The organism is Marinimicrobium koreense (assembly GCF_003762925.1).
Classification (GTDB): Bacteria; Pseudomonadota; Gammaproteobacteria; order Pseudomonadales; family Cellvibrionaceae; genus Marinimicrobium; species Marinimicrobium koreense.
Map to the genome: position 1 here is coordinate 1,716,433 of NZ_RJUK01000001.1, position 22,690 is coordinate 1,739,122.

General features: G+C 60.2%; 20 protein-coding genes. 13 read left to right on the plus strand and 7 right to left on the minus strand.

Features of this window, described 5'->3' with window-relative positions; all coding sequences use genetic code 11:
• Positions 1 to 62: 62 nt before the first annotated feature.
• Complete coding sequence (locus tag EDC38_RS07535; RefSeq protein ID WP_123637974.1) at positions 63 to 977, minus strand: alpha/beta hydrolase; 915 nt, start codon at positions 975 to 977, stop codon at positions 63 to 65.
• 155 nt (positions 978 to 1,132) lie between these two features.
• On the opposite strand from EDC38_RS07535, the gene leuS reads away from it, so the two are divergent.
• The 5 genes from leuS (at position 1,133) to EDC38_RS07565 (ending at position 9,235) form a co-directional block, all read left to right on the plus strand.
• Positions 1,133 to 3,595, plus strand: coding sequence for a leucine--tRNA ligase (gene leuS / locus EDC38_RS07540; RefSeq protein WP_123637975.1), 2,463 nt, complete (start codon positions 1,133 to 1,135; stop codon positions 3,593 to 3,595).
• Between the two features lie 57 nt (positions 3,596 to 3,652).
• Complete coding sequence (locus tag EDC38_RS07545; protein WP_123637976.1) at positions 3,653 to 4,219, plus strand: LPS-assembly lipoprotein LptE; 567 nt, start codon at positions 3,653 to 3,655, stop codon at positions 4,217 to 4,219.
• Positions 4,200 to 5,249 carry a DNA polymerase III subunit delta gene (gene holA / locus EDC38_RS07550; protein WP_123637977.1) on the plus strand — a complete coding sequence of 350 codons (1,050 nt, stop codon included), beginning with the start codon at positions 4,200 to 4,202 and terminating at the stop codon, positions 5,247 to 5,249. Before EDC38_RS07545 ends, holA begins: the two co-directional genes overlap by 20 nt.
• A 287-nt stretch (positions 5,250 to 5,536) precedes the next feature.
• On the plus strand, positions 5,537 to 7,237 hold the full coding sequence (locus tag EDC38_RS07560; RefSeq protein ID WP_170162872.1) for a family 15 carbohydrate-binding domain-containing protein: 1,701 nt from the start codon (positions 5,537 to 5,539) through the stop codon (positions 7,235 to 7,237).
• Positions 7,238 to 7,564: 327 nt separating this feature from the next.
• Positions 7,565 to 9,235, plus strand: a complete 1,671-nt coding sequence (locus tag EDC38_RS07565) for a hypothetical protein (RefSeq protein WP_123637980.1) — start codon at positions 7,565 to 7,567, stop codon at positions 9,233 to 9,235.
• Positions 9,236 to 9,302: 67 nt separating this feature from the next.
• Here EDC38_RS07565 and EDC38_RS07570 read toward each other — a convergent pair whose 3' ends face one another.
• Positions 9,303 to 11,828, minus strand: a complete 2,526-nt coding sequence (locus EDC38_RS07570) for an efflux RND transporter permease subunit (RefSeq protein WP_123637981.1) — start codon at positions 11,826 to 11,828, stop codon at positions 9,303 to 9,305.
• 187 nt (positions 11,829 to 12,015) lie between these two features.
• On the opposite strand from EDC38_RS07570, the gene EDC38_RS07575 reads away from it, so the two are divergent.
• A complete protein-coding gene (locus EDC38_RS07575; RefSeq protein ID WP_123637982.1) occupies positions 12,016 to 12,849 on the plus strand; it encodes an FHA domain-containing protein in 834 nt (277 codons plus the stop codon).
• Positions 12,850 to 12,921: 72 nt separating this feature from the next.
• Entirely contained in the window at positions 12,922 to 13,455 is a 534-nt protein-coding gene (ppa, locus tag EDC38_RS07580; RefSeq protein ID WP_024460900.1) for an inorganic diphosphatase, read from the plus strand.
• Here the strand turns inward: ppa and EDC38_RS07585 are convergent.
• Entirely contained in the window at positions 13,452 to 14,174 is a 723-nt protein-coding gene (locus EDC38_RS07585) for a hypothetical protein (RefSeq protein WP_123637983.1), read from the minus strand. The genes ppa and EDC38_RS07585 overlap by 4 nt on opposite strands.
• Positions 14,175 to 14,370: 196 nt before the next feature.
• Between EDC38_RS07585 and EDC38_RS07590 the strand changes: the two genes are divergently transcribed.
• Positions 14,371 to 14,619 (plus strand): hypothetical protein, encoded by a 249-nt coding sequence (locus tag EDC38_RS07590; protein WP_123637984.1) that lies wholly within the window; start codon positions 14,371 to 14,373, stop codon positions 14,617 to 14,619.
• Here the strand turns inward: EDC38_RS07590 and cysE are convergent, their stop codons facing one another.
• Genes cysE through EDC38_RS07605 form a run of 3 tightly spaced genes read right to left on the minus strand, consistent with a single transcriptional unit; the run spans position 14,620 to position 17,446 of the window.
• The gene (gene cysE / locus EDC38_RS07595; RefSeq protein ID WP_211331107.1) at positions 14,620 to 15,417 is read right to left on the minus strand and encodes a serine O-acetyltransferase; all 798 of its coding nucleotides are present in this window, start codon (positions 15,415 to 15,417) and stop codon (positions 14,620 to 14,622) included.
• A gap of 53 nt (positions 15,418 to 15,470) precedes the next feature.
• Positions 15,471 to 16,820 (minus strand): MFS transporter, encoded by a 1,350-nt coding sequence (locus EDC38_RS07600; protein WP_123637986.1) that lies wholly within the window; start codon positions 16,818 to 16,820, stop codon positions 15,471 to 15,473.
• The gene (locus EDC38_RS07605; RefSeq protein WP_170162873.1) at positions 16,817 to 17,446 is read right to left on the minus strand and encodes a M15 family metallopeptidase; all 630 of its coding nucleotides are present in this window, start codon (positions 17,444 to 17,446) and stop codon (positions 16,817 to 16,819) included. The genes EDC38_RS07600 and EDC38_RS07605 overlap by 4 nt, the downstream gene beginning before the upstream one ends.
• A 302-nt stretch (positions 17,447 to 17,748) precedes the next feature.
• Between EDC38_RS07605 and EDC38_RS07610 the strand changes: the two genes are divergently transcribed.
• From EDC38_RS07610 to EDC38_RS07625, 4 genes are all read left to right on the plus strand, one after another.
• The gene (locus tag EDC38_RS07610; RefSeq protein ID WP_024460906.1) at positions 17,749 to 18,027 is read left to right on the plus strand and encodes a TfoX/Sxy family protein; all 279 of its coding nucleotides are present in this window, start codon (positions 17,749 to 17,751) and stop codon (positions 18,025 to 18,027) included.
• A gap of 45 nt (positions 18,028 to 18,072) precedes the next feature.
• On the plus strand, positions 18,073 to 18,843 hold the full coding sequence (locus EDC38_RS07615; protein WP_123637988.1) for a cyclic nucleotide-binding domain-containing protein: 771 nt from the start codon (positions 18,073 to 18,075) through the stop codon (positions 18,841 to 18,843).
• Positions 18,844 to 19,244: 401 nt separating this feature from the next.
• A complete protein-coding gene (gene htpX, locus EDC38_RS07620; protein WP_211331051.1) occupies positions 19,245 to 20,135 on the plus strand; it encodes a protease HtpX in 891 nt (296 codons plus the stop codon).
• Positions 20,136 to 20,155: 20 nt separating this feature from the next.
• Entirely contained in the window at positions 20,156 to 21,202 is a 1,047-nt protein-coding gene (locus EDC38_RS07625) for a S1C family serine protease (RefSeq protein ID WP_123637990.1), read from the plus strand.
• Positions 21,203 to 21,215: 13 nt separating this feature from the next.
• Here EDC38_RS07625 and sfsA read toward each other — a convergent pair whose 3' ends face one another.
• Positions 21,216 to 21,950 carry a DNA/RNA nuclease SfsA gene (gene sfsA, locus EDC38_RS07630; protein WP_051174352.1) on the minus strand — a complete coding sequence of 245 codons (735 nt, stop codon included), beginning with the start codon at positions 21,948 to 21,950 and terminating at the stop codon, positions 21,216 to 21,218.
• Between the two features lie 252 nt (positions 21,951 to 22,202).
• Between sfsA and dksA the strand changes: the two genes are divergently transcribed.
• Positions 22,203 to 22,646 carry an RNA polymerase-binding protein DksA gene (dksA, locus tag EDC38_RS07635; protein ID WP_024460912.1) on the plus strand — a complete coding sequence of 148 codons (444 nt, stop codon included), beginning with the start codon at positions 22,203 to 22,205 and terminating at the stop codon, positions 22,644 to 22,646.
• Positions 22,647 to 22,690 lie beyond the last annotated feature (44 nt).

Below are 22,690 nucleotides of genomic sequence, written 5' to 3' on the forward strand. Positions count from 1 at the left end.
CGTTGTGCAGGGCGGATCGGTCCGACGTATCGGAGCGAAGCGCATCCGCCGTTACAGTCTACCTACTCGCCCAACACTTCGTTCAGCCGCAGCCAATCCTCGGCGGCGCGGGGCCAATTAGAAGCAGTGCCCTCATTGGGCTCCAGGCCAAAACCGTGGCGATCGGTCTGGTAAATGTGCAGTTCCGAGGCCGGGCTGTGGGGCAGCGCCGCTTGATAGAGCTGCAGGCTGTTGGCCACCGGTACACTCTGATCGCCGTTGCCGTGCACCAGAAACAGGGGCGGCGCTCCCGGTTTGACTTGATTTTCCAGAGAGTGTTCAGCGCGATCCTGCGCACTCGGCTCTTCCCCCAGCAGCGCCTGGCGGGATCCCTTATGCGTATAGGGGTCCTCCATGGTCGCCACTGGGTAAAGCAGCATAGCGAAATCCGGCCGCGCTCTGACACGCCCCCAGGGGTCGTCCTTCAGACTCTCGTGGGTAAACCCTGAGCGCAGCGCCACGCTGCCCGCGAGATGCCCTCCGGCCGAAAAGCCCAGTACGCCAATGCGCTCCGGGTCCAACCCCCAGGTGGCGGCATGCACCCGCACATACCGAACCGCCCTCAGGCCGTCCAGCAGCGGTGCCGGGTGGCCGTAGTCTTCCAGGCGGTACTTGACCACAAAGGCAGCCACCCCTAGCTCATTCAGCCAGCGCGCCGCCTTGACGCCCTCTTTTTCAAACGCCAGCCACTTATAGCCACCGCCCGGAAAAATCACGACGGCCGCGCCGTTCGGCTTTTCCGGCCAGAAAGGCGTGATACTGGGGTTATCGACCGCCACGACACGGTCATTGCGAATATGCTCACGGTCCGGCTCGACGGGCGCCTGCTCGGACCAGATCCGGAACGGAGATTGTGGGCGCTCACTCTGGGCCTGAGCCACAAGGGGCAGGCACAGCAGCACGCTCAGGACAGTATAAAACCTAAGACTCTCTCTCATGGAAACTCCCTCTGTTGTGGGGCAATTGTTCTGTTTATAGGCGACCAGAGCTTACCATAATCAAACGGCGTCCGCGGCCCTTCGCTTTATCGCCTCCAAGGCTCTATAATTGCGCCTTTTACCATTTCGCAGACCGAAACAGGCCCAACACCCCGATGGAAGAGCAATATCATCCCGCGCATGTCGAAACCCAGGCCCAGAGTTACTGGGACGAGCATCAGACCTTCAAGGTCGTGGAAGATCGCAGCCGCGAAAAGTTCTACTGCCTGTCCATGTTCCCCTACCCCAGCGGCAAGCTGCACATGGGCCATGTGCGCAACTACACCATCTCCGATGTGATCGCTCGCTATCAGCGGATGCAGGGTAAGAACGTGCTCCACCCGATGGGTTGGGACGCATTCGGTCTGCCGGCGGAAAACGCCGCCATCAAGCACCACACCGCGCCCGCAAAATGGACCTACGCCAACACCGACGCCATGCGTCAGCAGCTCAAGGAACTGGGGTTCGGCTTTGACTGGTCCCGCGAAGTAACCACTTGCAAACCCGACTACTACCGCTGGGAGCAGTGGTTCTTTACCCGCCTGTACGAAAAAGGGCTGGTGTACAAAAAGAACTCGGCGGTGAACTGGTGCCCGGAAGACCAGACCGTACTGGCCAATGAACAGGTAGAGGAAGGCTGCTGCTGGCGCTGCGGCACCCAGGTGGAACGCCGGGAGCTGGCCCAGTGGTTCATCAAGATCACCGACTACGCCGATCAGCTGCTGGCCGACCTGGACAAGCTGCCCCACTGGCCGGATCAGGTCAAAACCATGCAGCGCAACTGGATCGGCAAGAGCCGGGGCGTGGAAATGCGCTTTGAGCTGGTCGAACCGGTGGCGAAGCACCAGAGCTTTGATGTTTACACCACGCGTCCCGATACCCTGATGGGCGTCACCTACGTCAGCCTTGCCGCTGAACACCCGATCAGCCTGGCGTTGGCGGAAAACAACCCGGAACTGGCGACCTTTATCGAGGCCTGTAAAAAGCAGTCCGTGTCCGAGGCCGATATGGCCAACATGGAAAAGAAAGGCATGGATACCGGCATCAAGGCCAAGCACCCGATTACCGGCGAGCCGGTTCCGGTCTGGATCGCCAACTATGTGCTGATGGACTACGGTTCCGGCGCTGTCATGGCGGTGCCCGCCCACGACCAGCGGGATTTCGAGTTTGCCCATAAGTACGATCTGCCGATCAAACAGGTGATCGCACCGAAAGGCGATGAGCCCTGTGATATCAGCCAGGAGGCCTTTACCGAAAAAGGCGTGCTGGTCAACTCCGGCGAATACGATGGTCTGGATTTTGATGCGGCCTTTGAGGTGATCGCCCAGGCCCTGAAAGCCGCCGGTCAAGGCAAAGTCACCGAGAATTACCGCTTGCGCGACTGGGGGGTCTCCCGTCAGCGCTACTGGGGTGCACCCATCCCGATGTACAACCTGCCCGACGGCGGCGAAATCCCGGTGCCAGCGGACAAACTGCCGGTATTGCTGCCCGAAGAGGTGGTCATGGACGGCGTCCAGTCGCCGATCAAGGCCGACCCCGAATGGCGTAAGGCGGAACTCGACGGCCAGGCAGTGGAAAAGGAGACCGACACCTTTGACACCTTTATGGAATCGTCTTGGTACTACGCCCGCTATACCTGCCCGCAGTACGACAAAGGGATGCTGGACCCGGAAGCCACCGCCTACTGGTTGCCCGTGGACCAGTATGTGGGCGGCATCGAGCACGCCATCCTGCACCTGCTGTACGCCCGCTTCTTCCACAAGCTGATGCGCGATGAGGGCCTGGTCAGTTGCGACGAGCCGTTCGACCGCCTGCTCTGCCAGGGCATGGTGCTCAAAGACGGCGCCAAAATGAGCAAGTCCAAAGGCAACACCGTGGACCCGGGCGAATTGATTGAACAATACGGCGCCGACACCGTGCGTCTGTTCTCCATGTTTGCCGCTCCGCCGGAGCAGAGCATGGAGTGGAGCGACTCCGGTGTGGAGGGTGCCCACCGGTTCCTGCGCCGGCTCTGGAAAACCGTGCACGCCCACCTGCAGGCTGGTGAGCCGGGCGACCTGAATGCCGACACCCTGCCGGACAGCCAGAAAGATCTGCGCCGCAAAACCCACGAAACCATCGCCAAGGTCAGCGATGACTACGGCCGTCGCCAGACCTTCAACACCGCCATTGCGGCGGTGATGGAGCTGATGAACGAAGTGGGCAAGCGGGCCGATCGGGCAACCCCGGAGGGGCTCGCGGTGGAGCGCGAGGCACTGGAAGCCTCGGTCCTGCTGCTCGCCCCCATCGTGCCCCACATCACCCAGGCGCTGTGGTCGGCACTGGGGCACCAGGATATTCCGCTGGACGCCCGCTGGCCCGCGCTGGATGAGTCCGCCCTGACCCGCTCGAGCATTGAAATCGTGGTTCAGGTCAACGGCAAGGTACGGGACAAGATGCAGGCGCCGGTTGACGCCCCCAAAGACGACATCGAGCAGCAAGCCAAAACCCTGCCCAATGTTCAGCGCTTTCTCGACGGGGTGACGGTACGCAAGGTGATTGTCGTACCCAACAAACTGGTCAATATCGTCGCCAACTGAGTCCTGCCGGGCGGGAGTTTCCCGCCCGGCGCGATCGCGAGTGCCAAGGGGGCCTCAATGTCTGTCCGCTCAATGATGATTGCTGTTTTGATACTGCTGACCGGCGCCTGTGGCTGGCAATTGCGCGGCTCCGTCGCCCTCTCCAGCCTGACAGACACCCTGCACCTGACCAGCCCGGACGATTATGGCGCGCTCATGGTCGAGTTGCGCAACCGGTTGTCGGCGGATGATATCCGGCTCACCGACTCACCGACCGAGGCCCGGTATACCTTGCGGGTCAATCGGGAGCTGGTGGACAAGCGGGTCGCCGCCGTTGGTAGCGATGCCTTGGCCAGCGCCTACGAGCTCACCCTGAGGGCCGAGTTTGACGTGCTGGACCAGCGCGGCATCCCCATCGCCACCCGCTTGGTCAGCAGCGTGACCCGCTCCTACAACGCCAGCTCCGGCAGCGCCGGCAGCAGCGCCCAGGAAGAAGTGCTGCTGACCCGGGAGATGCGCACCGAGTTGGCTCAGCAGATACTCCGCCAACTGCAGGCCGCGATCAATGCGGCACAAGCCGAGGGACTGGTTTCCGACGCACCCGACGCTCCGGATGAGACCCCCAATGGCGAAACTACGCCCTGAACAACTCGGTCAGGCTCTGAATAAAAGCCTAGCGCCCATTTATCTGGTCAGTGGTGATGAGCCCCTGCTCGTCCAGGAAGCCTGTGACCAGATTCGCGCCGCCGCCCGCTCCCAGGGGTTCGGGGAACGGGAGCTCTATCATGCCGACGCCAGTTTTGACTGGACTCAGCTGCTCAGCGCCGCCAACAGCCTGTCGCTGTTCGCCGACCGGAAGATTCTGGAAGTCCGCCTGCCCACGGGCAAACCCGGCGACAAGGGAGGCAAAGTGCTGCAGGAGTACGCCAAGGCGCCGTCGGAAGACAATCTCCTGCTGGTGGTCACCGGCAAACTGGATCGCAACGCGCTGAAAGCCAAGTGGCTCAAGGCCCTGGAAGACAGCGGCAGCCACGTGCAGGTCTGGCCGGTTACCCCCGCCCAACTGCCCCGCTGGATCGCCCAGCGGATGAAAGCTGCGGGCCTCACCGCCGACTCGGCAGCCATCGACCTGTTGGCCTCCCGCGTCGAAGGGAACCTGCTGGCGGCCGCCCAGGAGGTCGAAAAACTCAAACTCCTGACCGACAGCCCGGAAATCAGTACCGAACTCATGGCCTCGGTGGTCGCCGACAGCGCCCGCTACGACGTCTTCGGCCTGGTGGACAAGGCCCTTCATGGAGACGCCCGCGGGGCCGTAAAATCGCTCCAGGGGCTGAAAGTGGAAGGTACCGAGCCCATTGCCCTACTCTGGGCCCTGGCCCGGGACCTACGCGCGCTGGTCCAGATTTCCCAGGCCGCCTCTCAGGGCATTCCGTTTGAACGGGCGGCCCAGGCCGCCGGCATCTGGAATAAACGCCAACCGCTGGTACAGTCCGCCCTGCGCCGCCTCTCCCCGGGCCAGCTACAACAACTCCTGCGCAAAGCCAACGGCATCGACCGGGCCATCAAGGGGATGCGTCAGGCCGACCCCTGGGCCGAGCTGCTGGACCTGACGCTTAACCTCGCCGGAGTGCAGAGCCTGCAGCCGGCCAACGAGCGACTGTCGCTCAAGTTATAACCTTCCAGCCCCTGCCCGCCGGGGCCTCCCCGCCTTTTTTCACATCTCTTATGGCGTTGTCAGCGGTTTTGGCATAACAATATCGTCATTATGACCATAAAATTTTACGCGACTTATGGTCAGTTAGAACATTTGTGTGCTATGTTATCGCTCATGCAGTCTCTCCGAGGGCTTTTGGCCCCAACATACCCCGCCGGGCCCCGGGGGAAGACCGCAAGAAAGATGGCGGCAAGCCAGCCGAGTTCGGTCAACTTACGCTAAAGACTAGAATAATAGAGGGTTTAGATATGTTACAAAAACTGCTCATCGCGCTCTGCACAATTTTTGTGCTCTCCGCCTGTGGCGGGGACCTTGATCTGGGGCCGGACACTCTGCCTAACCAGAACCCCGACAATCCCGAAGAACCGGAAGAGCCAGAAGAACCCGAGGAGCCTGCTGAACCTCGGATCCTGACATTTGTTCCGTTTAACGAAGCTGCACAGGCCGACGGCTGGGCCAGCCGTTGCGTTGAAACCTGCAACGCCACTGCCGAGCTGAGCTGGAATGAGTCCGAGGAAGTCCTCGCCATTGAGCCCGCTTGGGCCAGCGATGAAGACCAGTTGGAAGTTTTCAGCCCCATTGATGAAGTCAATGACCTGGAAGGCTCACACATCAGCGCCTGGGTCTTTGTCACCGACGCCTATGTCAGCGATGGCAACCTGGCGGCGCACCTGGTTCTGGGCAACGCCGCTGGCGGCACCGCCTACAGCCGTGCCTTCGAGGTCGAGGCTGGCTGGAACCGCATCGAGATGTGGGAAATGATGGCCGGTACCGGCGAAACCGTCATCGACGATGAAGGCAACGAGTCGGTAGACTATGGCACCTTCCTCACCCACTCCGACGGCTTTGAGCTGCGCAACGTCAACGAATTCGGTGTCGCCTTTGCCGCCAATGGCAAACCCACCGATGTCGTCGGCCAGCTCTGGTTGGACAACGTGACCGTCACTCCGGCTTCCGGAACCGGCCCGCTGATCGTTGAGGCGGATGACGAAGCATGGACCGTGATGGACGCGCCCGGCGAAGTGACCGTTCAGCGTGACGGCGAAGGCGGCGTTTACTACGAGCCGACCGCAGCCGATCAGAAGCTGGTTTATCTGCTGGAAGGTCCGGTGGACCTCGTCGGTCGCAGCTTCGACATGACCTTTACCGTCGACCAGGCGTTCAAAGACTCTGGTGCCGATGTCCAGCCCATCATTCAGCAGAATTTCGGCAGCTATACCGGCGAATTCGGCTGCTACGTGGGCAACGGCTCACTGACCGCAGGCGAACCCTATGAAGTGACCTGTGCTACCGAAAACGAAGCGTTTGTCGCTGAAGAAGGCCAGAACATCCGTGTCGGCCTGCAGGTGAAAAACGAAGTCGCTGGTCGCGTCACCATCAACAGCATGCAGATCAACATTGTTTCCAGCAGCGGCGACTCGGGTCCGTTTACCATCACACCGACTCAGGAAGCCATTGATGCCGGAACTTGGGATGTCGACAACTGGCAAGGCCTCGCCGGCGCAGCTGAGCTTTCCTTCGATGCAGGCCAGGGCGCACTGAGTATCGCCCCCAACTGGCAAGTGACCGATCCAGACGAGCAGTACAGCGAAGGCGAGCGCACCGTCATGTACGTCGCGGGCGAAGGGGAGCTGCCAGATCTTGAAGGCGCGACCGTGGGTGTAGAGCTCTACCTCGGCAACTACTACACCACCGAGAACCCGGGCCTGGCACTGCAGATTTTCATCCAGCAGAACAGCGGCAGCTACACCGGCAACTATGGCAGCAACATCGCCGTCGCCGCGGCCGAAGATCTGGGTGATGGCTGGTACCGGTTCGAGCGGGTCATGACCGGAGTGCCCACTGAGCCTACCGCGCAACGCGTGGGACTGAAGCTGCAGGGCGCCGGACTTGAAACCCGGGAAGCGGAAGCAGAACCGATTCTGCTGCGTGCCATTACGGTCGAATAAAAGACCGGCAACACCTGAAGTAAATAAAAAACCCGGCTCTGGCTCAGAGTCGGGTTTTTTTTGTTTTTGAGTACTCCCGCCCGCAATACCGACCTTCCCGTATAAAGCGAATTTAGCCTTATAAAAAGTGGCGTCTAAATAGCAAAAAATTATTGAGACGACTTATAGTCTTTTAGAACATTTGTGTGCTATGTTTAGTGAACCAGCCTGGGAGTGGCCAGCGTTTTCAGCGCCGGGTCACGTCGCTATCTGGCTCTGTGAGTGGCCCCTGGCCCCGACAGTCATCAAGCCTCTCACCATTTACAATAACGATAGAGGAACAACACGATGTTACAGAAATTCATGATTGCACTGTGTGCAGTGTTTGCACTTTCCGCTTGCGGCGGCGACGATCAAGACGATCAGAGCCGTATCGTTCTCAACCCACCGGAAGACCTTAATGCTGGCGAAGATGAAGAGCCAGAAGAGGAAGAGGAGCCGGAAGAAGAGCCTCCGGTAGAACCCTGGGTGAGCGTGACCTTCGATGCTGAAACCGACATCGACTCCTGGGAGGCCGTGTGTGTTAGCGCCGAATGCAACGCCACGACCACTCTCGCCTATAACGCTGACGCTCAGGCCATGGACGTAACGCCCGACTGGCTTACGGCGGGCGACGAGATCGAAGTGTCCACGCCGATTGATCCGGAAATCGCTGACCTGAGTGGCGGATTTGCCCACCTGAACCTCTTTGTGCCCGTGAGTCATTCCGGCATGATCGCCCAGGTATTCTTCCAGGATGCGTCCGACCGTAAAGGTTACATCGGGTACACAACGACTACCGCCGGCTGGAACACTTTCTATCTTGAGAGCATCGCCCTTGAAGACTTTGGCTTTGCCAACGAGGGCTTTGACCTGACTGCAATCAACCGGATGGGCGTTCAGATCCAGAGCGCTGAGGGTTTTCTTGATCTAAATGACACCCTGCATATCGATGATGCCATCATTTCCTCCGAGGCGATTACCGTCGAGGAAAAACCGGTCATGCCAGTGACACTTGAGCCTCTGGCCACCGGTGATGAAAGCTTTACCTTTGACAGCGATGTTCAGGGCTGGAGCAATGACGGCAGCGCCGGTTCTGCGGTAAGCCACGACGCGGATGCCGGTGCGCTGGTGATCACCCCTGATTGGGACAACGCCGATGAAGGCGGCAACCGTCCCAAAGCCATGGGCGTAACCACCAACGTAATCAGCAACGCGACCGTCCGTATGATTGTCACCCTGACCGAAGCCCAGGTCGAAGGTGGCATGGGTGTGCAGCCCTATATCCAGCAAAACTCAGGCTCCTACACGCAAGCCTTTGGCCCTATCATTACCGACGGTCTGGTCGCCGGTGACAATCTGGTCACCTACGAAGCCGGCGAACTGGCAGACGCCATGCGTATTGGTGTGCAATTGGTCGGTCCCATCACCGAAGGCTTGGGGGACGTAGCGCTCATCAAGCAGGTGGAAGTCGATCTTCCTGGCACCGGTGGTGACGAAGAACCGTCTCTGGACCCTCTGACCACTGGCGATGAAAGCTTCACCTTTGCCTCTGGCGTTGAGGGCTGGGGCGTTGACGGTTCCAGCGGTTCATCGGTCAGCCACGACGCCACGGCCGAAGCACTGGTCATTGAGCCGGACTGGGCCAATGCCGATGAAGGCGGCAACCGCCCGAAAGCCATGGGGGTTACAACCAATGTCATTACCGGTGCGACCGTTCGCTTCGTCGTGACACTGACCCAGGCTCATATCGACGCCGGCCTGCAACTGCAACCCTACGCTCAGCAAAACTCAGGCAGCTACTCACAGGAGTTCGGAGGCTACATCAGCAGCCTGACGGCGGGTGACAACGAGCTCAGCTATACTGTGCCAGCGAGCTTGGCGGACGCACAGCGGTTTGGCATTCAGCTTATTGGCGGCACCACCCCTTCTGGGGAAAACGTTCTGGTCAAACAAGTGGAAGTCGACCTCGCTGAGTAGATCAATTCCTGAACCACAAAAAAACCCGGCCTAGTGCCGGGTTTTTTCGTTTTCATACCGCTACGGCTTACTCTTCTTCCTTACCAAATGGGCGAGTCATCAAGATCAACTTGGGCAGCAGCGTCAGCGATCCCAGAATGGCCGCAAACATGGCCAGCGCGGTCAGCAACCCGAAATAGATGGAAGGAATAAACTCCGACAGCGCCAGTATCGAAAACCCGACGATGATGATCACCGCCGTGTAGTACATGGCGCGGCCGATGGATCCGTGGGAAGCGTGCATGGAGTCCACGTAATTCTTCCGCTGCGAAAACTCATTGCGGAAGCGGTACAGGTAATGAATGGCATGGTCGACACCGACGCCCACCGTAATGGCAGCGATGGTGATGGTCATCATGTCCAGCGGTATACCCGCCAGCCCCATGCCGCCAAGCACCACCCCCGCCGCCAACATATTGGGCAGGATGGCGATGATGGCAATGGTCAGCGAGTGGAACAGCACCAGGAACATCACCATGATGCCTATGAAGACCGCCCCCAGGGTCACAATCTGGGAGCTGAACAGGCTCTGCAACATGTTGTTATACAACACCAGCATGCCGGTAAAGCGGATATTGTCTTCCTCAAAGCCCAGCTCCTGCACCGCATGCGTGCGAATTTTCTCCACCAGTTCGGTGCGTTTGAGTTCCGGGCTGGTTTCCTGGACCCGCAGAGAAATACGGGCCTCGTTGTGCTCATCCGACAGGTAAGGCTCAATCAGCACCTGTTTGATGTTGTCCGGCAGGGCATTGCGCATCACCCCCAACTCAAAATTATTGAGCCGCCCGCCGTTGATATCGGAAGCCACTTCATAGGCGATGGCCAGGGAATTCACCTTGCCGATTTCCGGGAGCGATTCCAGGTACTGGTGCAGCGACTGAACCTGCTCCAGTCCGGCGCGGGTAAACCAGACGCTGTCGTTGCTGGCCTCTCCCTGGTCGCCTTCGGTGGCAAACGGGTCGTCGCTCTGCGGCGTCGCAAAAGGGTCGGCCTCCTGCTCCGGTTCGGCGAACGGATCGTCCTCTCCAGCGGCTTCTTCCTCCGGACTCTTGGTAAGAATAATGTCCAGATTGATGGTACCGCCCAGCTGCTTGTCGATAACCGACATGCCCTGGTAGATCTCGGTATCTTCATGGAAGTAATCGATAAACCGGTTTTCCACCTCCAGGCGTGTGCTGCCATAGGCGCTGACCAGTGCGGCGGTCAGGGCAATAAAAATCACCAGCGCCCCGTGGCGCTCGGCAAACCGGGAGAAGATCAGAGTGAAGGCCCCGGACTGATCGCCCTTGTCTTTGGGCTCCCCTTTACGCCATAGCATCAGTCCGGCCGGAATTACCACGAACGCCAGCACGAATGCCACACTCAGACCGATGGTCATCATCCAGCCGAAATCGATCACCGGCCGAATATCGCTGACCACCAGAGAGACGAAGGCCACAATGGTGGTCAGGGCCGTATACAGACAGGGCCGTGCCATAAAGCGCACGGTGGTGAGCACCAGCTCGTCTTTGGATGTCTCGGGCGACTGCCGGTGGAGCTCGCGAAAACGCACAATCAGGTGAATGGTCAGTGCCAGGGTCATGATCAGCAGCAGGGCGACAAAGTTGGAAGAGATGACGGTCATGCGCCAATCGATCCAACTGAGCCAACCCAGCATCAAGACCACGGAGAGCACACAGGTCGACAGAGGCAGAATCACAAAACGCCACTGCCGGAAGATGATGGCCAGCATGGCAATGATGAACACCAGAATGGCACTGCCAAACACCACCAGATCGCTCTTGATGAAGGCGATCATGTCCGCCGTGATCATGCTCACGCCACCCAGAAACAACTCGGCCCGGTCTTCGTAGCGACTGAGAATATCCCGAACCTCTTCCACCCGGGCGTGATCCCGCTCGGTCAGCTCGGTGCGATAGGCCCGAAACTCCTCGCTCACCGCCTCCAGCTCTTGAGCTTCCCCTTCATCGAGTTCACCCTTAGAAGCCTTCGCCCGCAGGGCATCGCGTTTTCGAGCCAGGTTGAGGTAGCGATTGTTTACCTCGAGGTTCAACTGGATAGCCGTGGTTTCCAGGTCGTCACTGAGCAGCGTGTCGCGGTAGATGGGGCTGGTCAGAAACTCTTCTTTGGCCGCTTCCCGGTCTACACCGTCGGTCAACAGCGTCCGTGTCGACTCCTGCTGCTCGGACAGCGGGCGCATCGGGCTGTAGAGCAGGGGCACATCCAGAATCGAGTTGATACTGGCCACGCCGCCCACCTCGGCCAGGTCATCCCGCAGGGCCTTGAGCGTATCGATGGACTCGTCGGAAAACATCTCGGCTTCGGGGCTGTAGGTCACCACCAGGAAGTCGCCACTCTGGTACCGCTGGTTGATCTCACGGAAGTAGTCGATTGACCGATCATTTTCGAGGGTCAATGAATCTGCCGATGCATCCAGCTTAAGGTTGGGCAGCCCGGCCGCCGCCACCGCGGCAAGCAGAACCACGACCGCCAGTGCAATGCCGGGGTGGCGCAGAACCGTTGCCCGATACAGGGCATCAAGCATTTTCAGCATAGGTGAACCTTAAAATCCATAGAGGGTCAGGGGCCCACAGTGTACCCGAAACCGCGGATGCAGGCGGTGCCCGGCCCAACATTCCTTTACCTTCTCCCACCAGATTTGCCAACCGGGTTATGGTAAAGTCAGGAAAACACCCGATATAATCGGGCATTGACCGCATTCGCTCGAGATGGAAGAGGTTATGCTCAAGCTCCAGTTCAAGGATCAGCGACAACCCGCCTTCTGGGTGGCGGAAAAGCTGTACAGTATTGGAAGCGACAGCAACAACCACCTGGTCCTGCCGGATGATGGCATTGCCCCCCTTCAGGCCCGGCTCATCACCACCGCGGACAAAATCTTCCTCAAGGACAATAACAGCCCCAGCGGCTGCTTCGTCAACGGCCAGCGCATCACCCAGAAAGAGATTCTGCCCGGCGACGAGATCCGTCTGGGACCGGTCGCATTCGATGTTCTGCCCCCCAACGACGCGCCAGACCCCGGAAACAACCCCGCCGACCCCTGGCGTCTGGTCGCCAGCGGCAGTTGGTTGGCCGGACAGAGTTATGAGATCCCTCCTGAGGGTACGGTGGTGCTCGGACGCTCCAACCAGTGTGATATCGTCATCCCGGGCACCCACCTGTCCCGACGCCACGTCGAGCTCAGGGTTCAGGGCGGCAGCCTAAGGGTCAAGGACCTGGGATCGGTGAACGGCACCTACCTCAACGACCGCCCCGTCACCGACGCGCTGGCCCACGGCGGCGATCAACTGCGCCTCGATGTGTACACCTTCAAAGTGGTCAGCCCGTCCGGTGACCGGGAGCGCACCCGCCTGCGGGCCACCAGCACGGTCAACCGTCCCCCGGAGCCACGCCCGAAAAAGCCCCTGGACGACAAGCCCCGCCGCTGGAAAACCCGCCCCACCTCGCCGGGGAACCGGCAGGAGCCCACCTATCAGGAGCGCCGCCAGGAGCTGTGGCTCTGGCTGGTGGTTCTGGCGGCGGCCATGCTCCTGATTGGCGGTTTCTACTGGGTGTGAGTGGGTCCTCCGGGGAACTGTGGTAAAATCCCGCCGCTTTTTCATTCATTGAACCAGTAGGATCATCAACCCATGAGCTTTGACAAGGTAGCTTCCGGCAAAAACCTGCCCGACGACATCAACGTCATCATCGAAATTCCGATGAACGGCGAGCCCATCAAGTACGAAGTGGATAAGGACAGCGGCGCGATTTTCGTGGACCGCCTGCTGGGCACCTCCATGCACTACCCCTGTAACTACGGCTACGTGCCCCACACCCTGTGCGGCGATGGCGATCCGGTGGATGTGCTGGTGGTATTCCCCCACGCCCTGCCCGCCGGCTCGGTCATTCGCTGCCGCCCGATTGGCGTGCTCAAAATGACCGACGAATCCGGGGAAGACGCGAAGGTCCTGGCCGTGCCGATCGACAAGGTCACGCCGATCTACAGCCAGGTGAAAGAAGCTCAGGATCTGCCCGAGCTGACCCTGAATCAGATCAGCCACTTCTTTGAGCATTACAAGGATCTGGAAAAAGGCAAGTGGGTCAAGATTGATGGCTGGGCCAACGCCGAAGCGGCTCGCCAGGAAATTCTGGACTCCGTGGAACTGTACAAGAAAGAGGGCTAACCCTCTCCTTCCAGTCGCAGACCGCTGATATCGGGCGCCACAGGCGCCCGATCTCGTTTCAGCTCCCCCATATCGGCACCCACCGGCGCCACCTCAAAGTGGGGAGCCGCCACCGGTGGCGGTTCGGGCGCACGCTCCTCGGCCCGGAGCAGTTCGGCGCCAACGTCCGCCAGACCCCAATCGTCCGGCTCCACCGCCATCAGGGGCAGATCGGCCCGCTCATGCTCCGGGAGCAAATCCTCTCCGGGCTCGGCCAGTTCAAACGTTGGTATCGGCACGTCCTTCACCTCGCCCGAGGCCCTTTCGCTGGCATCCAACAGAAGCCCCTGTGCCGGGCGGAGGCTCAGCCCGCTGATATCCACCGACACGGGAGTCAGGCGCGGTCGCTCAGAGGGCTTCAGCAATGGCCCTACCGGCGCGAGGCTCAGACCTGGTGCAGCCGGGCGCTGGGGACGGCTGGGCCCGGCGCCCCTATCCGCCTCGGCACGGGCCGGCATGAGTTCAACCAGTGCACCGGCCTTTTGCAGGACCTGTTGGTACTTCTGCGCCGTGGCCCGATCCAGCCGCCGCTTGACCGCCACCGGCCGGCCGGTGAACAGCCGCTCAATGGTCGCCGCATCGGCCTTGAACAGCTGCTGCAGACGCTCCTTGACCTTTGCCAGAGGCTGCCCGAGGACGATGTCCCCCCGAAAAATCAGATCGTACCGCTCATCTGCCATGCCAGGCTCCGTCAGGTGAAAACCGCGGTGTTATAGAGTAATACCATACCCTGATCTTAATCAGCCCTATGCTCACTCGCAATATAAACCCGCTCTTTTAGTGACAAAACAGTCTCTGATAATGCTGGCGGCTGATCAATATTCGGCCAATACTGAAGGTCCGGATTTTGATTCGGACAACCTTGGAGGGTAGCTTATGAATGCCTATTCACGTCCACAGCTGGTGTCCCAAGGCCAGTTGAAGCAGGCCGATGAGGTTCGGCGGAAAGTGGAGCAGGATATCGCCTTCCTTTGCGACCGCATTGCCGCCCTGGAAGCTCAATCGCGCCCCAACCGGCCGGTGATTGAGACCTACCGGACCATGCTAGCGAGCCGCCAATCCGTTCTCAAATGGTTGCAGGATGGGGAGCTCCGGCACCAGGCACCACGCGCCCGCGCCCTCTAGTCAGTCTGAATCGGTCCCATTCAAACCCTGATCCATATCCCTGGCGGGCACGTCTCCTTTTGGGTGACCCACTACTCGTGCCGGCACGCCAGCGACCGTGGTATGGGGTGGCACGGGATGAAGTACCACACTTCCGGCACCGATCTTCGCACAATCGCCGATATCGATATTTCCCAGAATTTTGGCACCGGTACTGATAAGCACACCCCGCCCCACTTTGGGGTGCCGATCGCCACTGAGCCGCCCGGCACCGCCCAAGGTGACCGAGTGCAACATGGAGACATCATTGCCAATGACGGCCGTCTCTCCAATCACTACCCCAGTAGCGTGATCAATCATGATGCCACTGCCGATGCGGGCCCCCGGATGGATGTCCACGCCAAACGCCTCAGAGATCTGATTCTGTAGATACAGCGCCAGGCCCCGCCGTCCCTTCAGCCAGAGGTGGTGAGCAAACCGGTAGGACTGCAGCGCATGAAACCCTTTGAAGAACAGAAAGGGCGTGGAGTATTTCTCGCAGGCCGGATCCCGTTCACAGTGCGCGTAAATATCAGCTCGCATGGCCGATTCGATCTCCGGCGATTCGGCCATCGCCGCTTCAAACACTTCCCGGATCATCATCGCCGGGACCGCCTGGCTATCGAGTTTATTGGCCAGATGGAAGCTCATGGCACTGGCAAAACTGTCGTGATTGAGCAGGGTGGCGTGATAAAAACTCGCCAGCGCCGGCTCCTCCTCGGAAGCCGCCTGGGCTTCTCGCCGAATCGAGTGCCAGAGTTCATCGGTAAGCGGGGTCAAGGGCAAAGTGTGTTCTCCTGAGTTCGCCGTATGCGGTCTGTTGTCACGACGCCCTATTGTCGCACAGGCACAAAGCGTGCGCGAAACCGCACCAGGAATTCAGGCTGCTTCAGAAACACCCCGATACACAGCAGGACATGCAGCACCGCCACGGTGAGAAACAACTGGGGAATGGAAAGCCCCAGGCCGCCCAGCGCGCCCAGCCCCACCAGCGCCGCCGCCACCATGAACAGGGCGTTGATCACATTACCGGCCGCAATCACCTGCGCCCGGTGCGTCGGTCGGCTGCGCTCCTGGATCAGGGCCGTCAGCGGCACCACATAGAGACCGCCGGCCACCCCCAGCATCAACACATCCACCGCCACCCGCCAGGTACGGGACCACTGGGCCATGGATGCCAAGGGGTGCAAGGCCCCCTCGACCGCCGGATGTGCCGCCGCGAACGACTGCCCGGCCAGGGCCAGATCCACCCCGAACACCAACACCAGAAGCGCCCCCAAGGGCACCAGTGCCGGTTCGATGTGCCCGCGGCTCAAGCGGGCACACAGCAGGGCCCCAATACAGATACCCACCAGAAACAGCACCAACAGCAGGCTGACCACCAGCGAGGCGCCAGAGAGCACACTGCGGGTAAAGTTGGGCAGTTGGGTCAGATACACCGAGCCCAGAAACCAGTACCAGGAATTGCCAATGATGCACCAGAACACCATCGGGTTCTCCCGCGCACAGGCCAGCGTTCGCAGCGTCTGCTTGTAAGGGTTGGCCTCCAGGCGTAACTCCGGGTCCGCCGAGGGCGCCGGCGGAATCCGCAGACTGGCACGCCAGCCCAACCAGGCAACCAACAGTGCGCCCGCCGCCACCCACCAGTAGCCCCCGGCCACACTCAGGGCCAGGGTGCCAGCAATCATGCCCAGAAAAATCGCGAGGGACGTGCCGGTATGCATCAGGCCGTTACCTCCGGTCAGCGCCTCCGCCGACAGGTGCTGAGGCAGGATCGCGTATTTGAGCGGGCTGAAGCAAGCCGATTGGGTCCCGGTCAGAAAGAGGACCAGCAATAACAGCGCGGCACTGTTCAGCCAGAGCGCGACCGCCCCCAGCGACATGATCGCGATTTCGGCGACTTTGATTCCGCGAATAAAACGGGACTTTTCGAATTTGTCGGCGTACTGGCCGGCAATGGGGGCGAACAAAAGGAAAGGTATGATCAGGGTCGCCGCCACCAGATTATTGATGACGTCGATACTCAGCCCCCAGCGCTCAATGCCGCCGTAAGTAAACAGCATCAGCAGCGCGCTTTTGTAAAAGTTATCGTTGAAGGCTCCGCCAAGCTGGGTCAGAAACAGCGGCAGGAAACGCCGTTGCGAGAGCAACGAAAACTGGGGGGACGCTTCAGGCGAGCTCACAGGGAGGGCTCCGGCCCCGGGGGCACGGTCACGTAACGCTGGAACAGTTCGGGCAGGTGCGCCATCACGGTCTCCTTTAACGCAAACGATTCGGTCTGCAAGTAATTCGCCAACACCTCGGGCGTCATCGCCCTGGCGTAACGGTTCGCCAAGGGCGCATAACTCAGGTGCCAGGGCTCCGGCGACACGCCACCGCGGTCCCGATCGTAGGGCCGGTAAAAACCGGGGTTATCCGGGCCCGTCAGGTACCCATCCAGCCAGTCGTGAAAGGCCTCGAATGGCCCTCCGGGTTCGCTTTCCCGACGGGTCAGTTGCACGGTTTCACCCTCCGCCAGGCCACCGGCATCATACACATCAATATCGGTTCCCCAGTGATGGCGCGAACTCCCCGGCAAGGCCGACCAGCGCAATATCGCATGGACCAGTGCCAACTCATCCAGCGCAGCGGTGTCGAGCGGCGCTCCCTGCTCATCCAGCACCGGTCGTGCGCCCCCGGCCTTGGCATTCCAGATGGCACACTGGCGATCAAAGCCACGATAGCCGCTGGCCAACTTCAGCGTGAACCCGGCTCCCTCGGCCGCCTCGGCCAACCTCATGAGAGGGTGGTAGAGGTCCCGATGAATCAAACCGCTTCCCCAAGGGCAGCTTACCAGCGCTGATTCATCGCGCCCACAGAGCTGCTCTGGCGTCAGAGTTTCCAAGGCAGGCGAGTCGTCTGCCGGGCGTTTTCCGGGGATATTATCCGCCGATTGTGTCAATGTTTGGCCCCCACGACTGTAAAATGCGCCAATGCGCGGAAATGTTTTGCGCTCGCGGTTTAAACCGGTACTATTGGACTCATGCAGTGGCTTTTGTGTACCGGATGGCACGCACTGCATTGGGACAATATCACAACCATAATCATAATGAAGAATGGAGCGTAACCCGTATGACCGCCAGTCATAGTGAATTACTCCAGCTCAAAAACCTGGGGATGGCGACGGTAAACATTCTGCACGCCATTGGCATCAACAGCTATGCCGAGCTACGCGAAATCGGCGCCGTTGAAGCCTATCGTCGTATCAAAGCCCGCGACATCAATGTTTCCAAAGTGATGCTCTATGCGCTTCAGGGTGCACTGATGGATGTTCACTGGAACGACCTGTCGCCGGACCTGAAACAACAGTTGGTGATCGAGGCCGAACAGGATACGCTAAGCGAAGCCTGAGTTCCGGCATTGCCGGCGAGGCGCGCAGTCAATTCTGGAGGTTCTATGTATTTGCCCCATAAGCAGTCGGATACCATCACTGACTGCGCCGCCCAGCTCGATGAAGCCGGCGCGGAACTGATGGCCTCGCTGAGCCCGTGCGGTGCTCCGGTCAACCACAACACCAACCATGACCTGTTGGCCGAGAGCGACAATCAGACCGTGTGGCTGATCACTGACGGCGAGGCCTATTACCGGGTTGGTGGCAAACAGGTAGTGCGCTTGAGCGCCGGTGATCTCATCGGTCTGCCGACGCTGGATTGCGAACAGGGCGTCTACGGGACCACGGGCCCCCTGACCATGGAGCCCTACCGCCTCGTGGATATCACTGGACGCCACCCCACCCGCTTTATCCGCTACCTGATCTGTGCCAACGCCTTTCACCGGGCAGCCCTGGCCCAGGAAATCCGGGCGGAATTCCAGCCCTCGGCCGGCTTTATGCACTTCCACGCCGGAGAGACCATCATTCAGCAGGGCGCGGAGGCCGACCGGGTCTATACCCTGCTCGAAGGGGAAGCCCACGCGTTGCGCGATGGCGTGAAGGTCGGAGAGATTCAGGCGGACGAGATTTTCGGTGCGCTGGCGGTGTTCACCCGTCAGAAGCGCATGGCGTCTGTGGTGGCCGTGAGTGACTGCACGGTACTGGCCGTGCGCAAGGAGGAGTTCGCCGACCTGGTTGAGCTGCAACCCCAGATCTGCCTGGGCCTGGTGGAAGAGCTGGCGGCCAAGATCAATCAGCTCAACGGTCAACTGCTGGCCTCGCAAGCGAAAGGCTGATCGGGCAACCATCAAAAAGCCGAGACAACGCTTGACAACGATAATGGTAATAATTATCATTTGAGTTGTTGAGTGATTGCATCTCCCCACTCAACGAGGTGAAGGCGGTACGAGACGCTGCCCAGCGTAGCCTCTGTCGCGCACGCCGGATCTTCTCCTTTGAGGTCAGGCAAGTCCCTCTCCGGGCTTGAAGACCTTTGGCTAATCACGGTTGCTTGGGCCACCCTCTGGGTGGCCATTTTCTTCCGCCCTACCCGTTTTCTCACACATCGCATCTTTACACATCCGCGATATTGAATTTCTTGCGCCGGCACCTATATAACCGGGAGAATAGCGGAGCACTGCCGGACGGGCCGGCAGCGCTCCGCACTGTGTGCGACCGACTGTAGGAGATCACCGCTTTGATGCGCATTGGCTTGTTTTTATTAACCAACCTGGCCGTTCTGATGGTGGCCAGCGTCACCCTGTCTCTTTTGGGCGTGGACCACTACCTGCAACAAAACGGCAACCTCGATCTGCAGAGCCTGTTGATTTTTTGCGCGATTTTCGGCTTTGCCGGCTCGTTCATTTCCCTGTTTCTGTCCAAGTTTATTGCCAAGAAAACCACCGGCACCCAGATCATTGAAACGCCGCGCACGGCCGATGAACAGTGGCTGGTCAGTACCGTGCAACAACTGGCGCGGGAAGCGGGCATCAAGACGCCGGAAATCGGTATTTTCCCCGCGCCCCAGGCCAATGCGTTCGCCACCGGCTGGAATCGCAACGCGTCGCTGGTCGCCGTCAGTCAGGGCCTGATGCAGCGCTTTGATCGCGACGAGGTGCGCGCCGTGCTGGCCCACGAAATCGGTCACGTCGCCAACGGCGACATGATCACTTTGGCCCTGATTCAGGGCGTGGTGAACACCTTTGTGATGTTCTTCGCCCGGATTATTGGCCACACTGTCGACCGGGTGATTTTCAAGAACGAGCGCGGCCACGGCATCGGCTTCTATGTGGTGACCTTCATTACCGAAATTATTCTCGCCGTGCTCGCCTCGATGATCGTGATGGCCTTCTCCCGCTACCGGGAGTACCGGGCGGATGCCGCCGGCGCCAAGCTGGCCGGCCGCGGCGCCATGATCCGGGCGCTCCAGCGGCTGCAGGCCGAAGTGCAGGCCGGTGTGGAGAACCCCATGCCCGACAGTATGAAAGCCTTTGGCATCAGCGGTGGCTTCAAACAGAATCTGGGTAAACTGTTCGCCAGCCACCCGCCACTGGAAGAACGCATTGCGGCGCTGCAGAACGCCCGCTAATTAGAGAAAGGAGTTTCACCATGGGAACTCGGACCCTGCTCGTCGTCGCCCTGTTGTTGCTGCCCTGGAACCCACTGCAGGCCCAGGAGTTCGCTACCGACGACGAGCGCAACACAATCGAAGTGTTCGAGTACGCCAGCCCCAGTGTCGTTTATGTGACCAACCAGCAGGTCGTGCGGGACCCGCGCTCCTTCGACCTGCTGACCGTACCCCGTGGCGCCGGCACCGGCTTTGTCTGGGATGAACGCGGCTATATCGTGACCAACTTCCACGTCATCGAGAACGCCCGCAAAGTTGTCATTACCCTGCAGGACCAGAGCATCTGGCCCGCCGAGGTCGTGGGCCTGGCACCCGAAAAAGACCTCGCCGTCCTGAAAATCAACGCCCCGGACAAAAAGCTCCAGCCCCTGCGTCGGGGCGACTCCAGCGAGCTCATGGTGGGGCGCAAGGTGCTCGCCATCGGCAACCCTTTTGGCCTGGACGCCACGCTGACCACCGGCGTGGTCAGCGCTCTGGGGCGGGAAATCGAAGCCCCCAACCAGCGCAAAATCCGCAACGTGATCCAGACCGATGCCGCCATCAACCCCGGCAACTCCGGCGGCCCGCTGCTGAACTCTCAGGCCGAACTGATCGGCGTCAACACCATGATTTACAGCCCGAGCGGCGCCAGCGCCGGCATCGGGTTCGCCATCCCGGTGAACACCCTGAAAGACATAGTGCCGCAACTGATTGAACACGGGCGGATTGTGCGACCGGTGATTGGCATCGATATCGCGCCCGACCAGTGGGCTCGGCAATCCGGCGTCAAAGGGGTGGCGGTGCTGCGGGTCGCACCGGGCTCTCCGGCCGACCGGGCGGGCTTGCGCGGAGCACAGCGCAGCCGCTGGGGCACCATTATCCTGGGCGACATAATCACCGCCATTGACCAACACCCCACCCGCAACTACGACGAGCTGATGACCGCACTGGAAAAATACGCGCCTGGCGACCGGGTGGAGTTGGTGTTTGCGCGCGACGGGAAAACCGAACGGCGCTCACTGACCCTCGCCGCTCCGGACGGGCTCTAATGTATTCCCACCACTAATAGCGAACCGGCACCGGGTGGACCAGCTCAATGTGGGCGTCATCCGGTCGGATGTCCGCCCGGTAGGCCAGCATCTCGACCCCAGCGGCGGCCGCCTCCCGCAGCGCCTTACCGTACGCCGGATCGATGGCATCCGCCGGCTCCACCCACTCCACGCCCGTGTGCTGGACGCAGAACAGCAGCACCGCCCGGTCGCCCTGCTGGGCAATGCTTGCCAGCTCCCGCAGGTGCTTGCGCCCGCGCTCGCTGACCGCGTCGGGAAACAGCCCCTGCCCCGGCTGCTCCATCAGCGTCACACTTTTGACCTCCACATAGCACGGAGCCCTGCCATCCTCCGTGAGCAGAAAGTCGATGCGCGAGCGCTCCTGTCCGTAGGGCACCTCGCGGCGGACCGTCGAGTAGCCGGCAAGCGCCTTAATCCGACCCGCCGTCAGCGCGGCCTCCACCAGGTGATTGGCCCGACCGGTATTGACCCCGGCCAGGTGCCCACCAGGCACCGTGGCCACTTCCCAGGTATGGCGATATTTGCGCTTGGGGTTGCCGGAATCCGAAAACCAGCAGGGTGAGTCCGGCACCACACAGTGGCGCATGGAACCGGTATTGGGGCAATGAATGGTCATTTCCGTGCCATCGGCGAGACGAACATCAGCCATAAAGCGCTTGTAGCGCCGCAACAGCGTCCCGGATTGCCAAAGCTGACTCAATTTCACCTCCTGATAGCACGCATTCATCGAAAAGTCCGCTATTGTTACAGTTAGGGTCCACGGGCTCAAACCAGGCTGTCATTAAGCGCCGAAACAGGCAAAAAAATACTGGCGGAGCCCCGGGATATCTGGTAGCTTGCCAACCCTTCAAATTTCACGGCCCTAAAGCCGGTGAACAGGAGCAGAATGACGGTCAGGGCCAAGGCGCCCAAAGGGTGAAACCCCGGCCAGTCATGACTGTCGGCCAGTTAAATGGGAAGTCATACGAGGCGCGCAACCATGCCGAAAAGTTCATCTACCGCGGAAAACTATTCAATGAGTAACTTCACCCCTTACAAGGAGAAGAAGGGCGAGGAGTACATGAACGAAAATCAGCAAGAACATTTTCGTCAGTTGCTGCTGGCCTGGCGGCGCGAGTTGATGGAAGAAGTCGACCGCACCATGAGCCACCTGAAAGACGAAGCGGCCAACTTCCCGGACCCGGCCGATCGCGCCAGCCAAGAAGAAGAGTTCAGCCTGGAGCTGCGCACCCGGGACCGCGAGCGCAAGCTGATCAAAAAGATCGACAGCACCCTTGAGCTGATCGAGAACGACGATTACGGTTTCTGCCACGCCTGTGGTGTGGAAATCGGCATCCGTCGCCTGGAAGCCCGTCCGACCGCCACACTGTGTGTCGACTGCAAAACCCTTGATGAAATCAAGGAAAAGCAAGTCGGAGGTTAATCGCCGGTCGGGGCTCGCGCCCGCGTGAGCCCGGCGGCAAACCG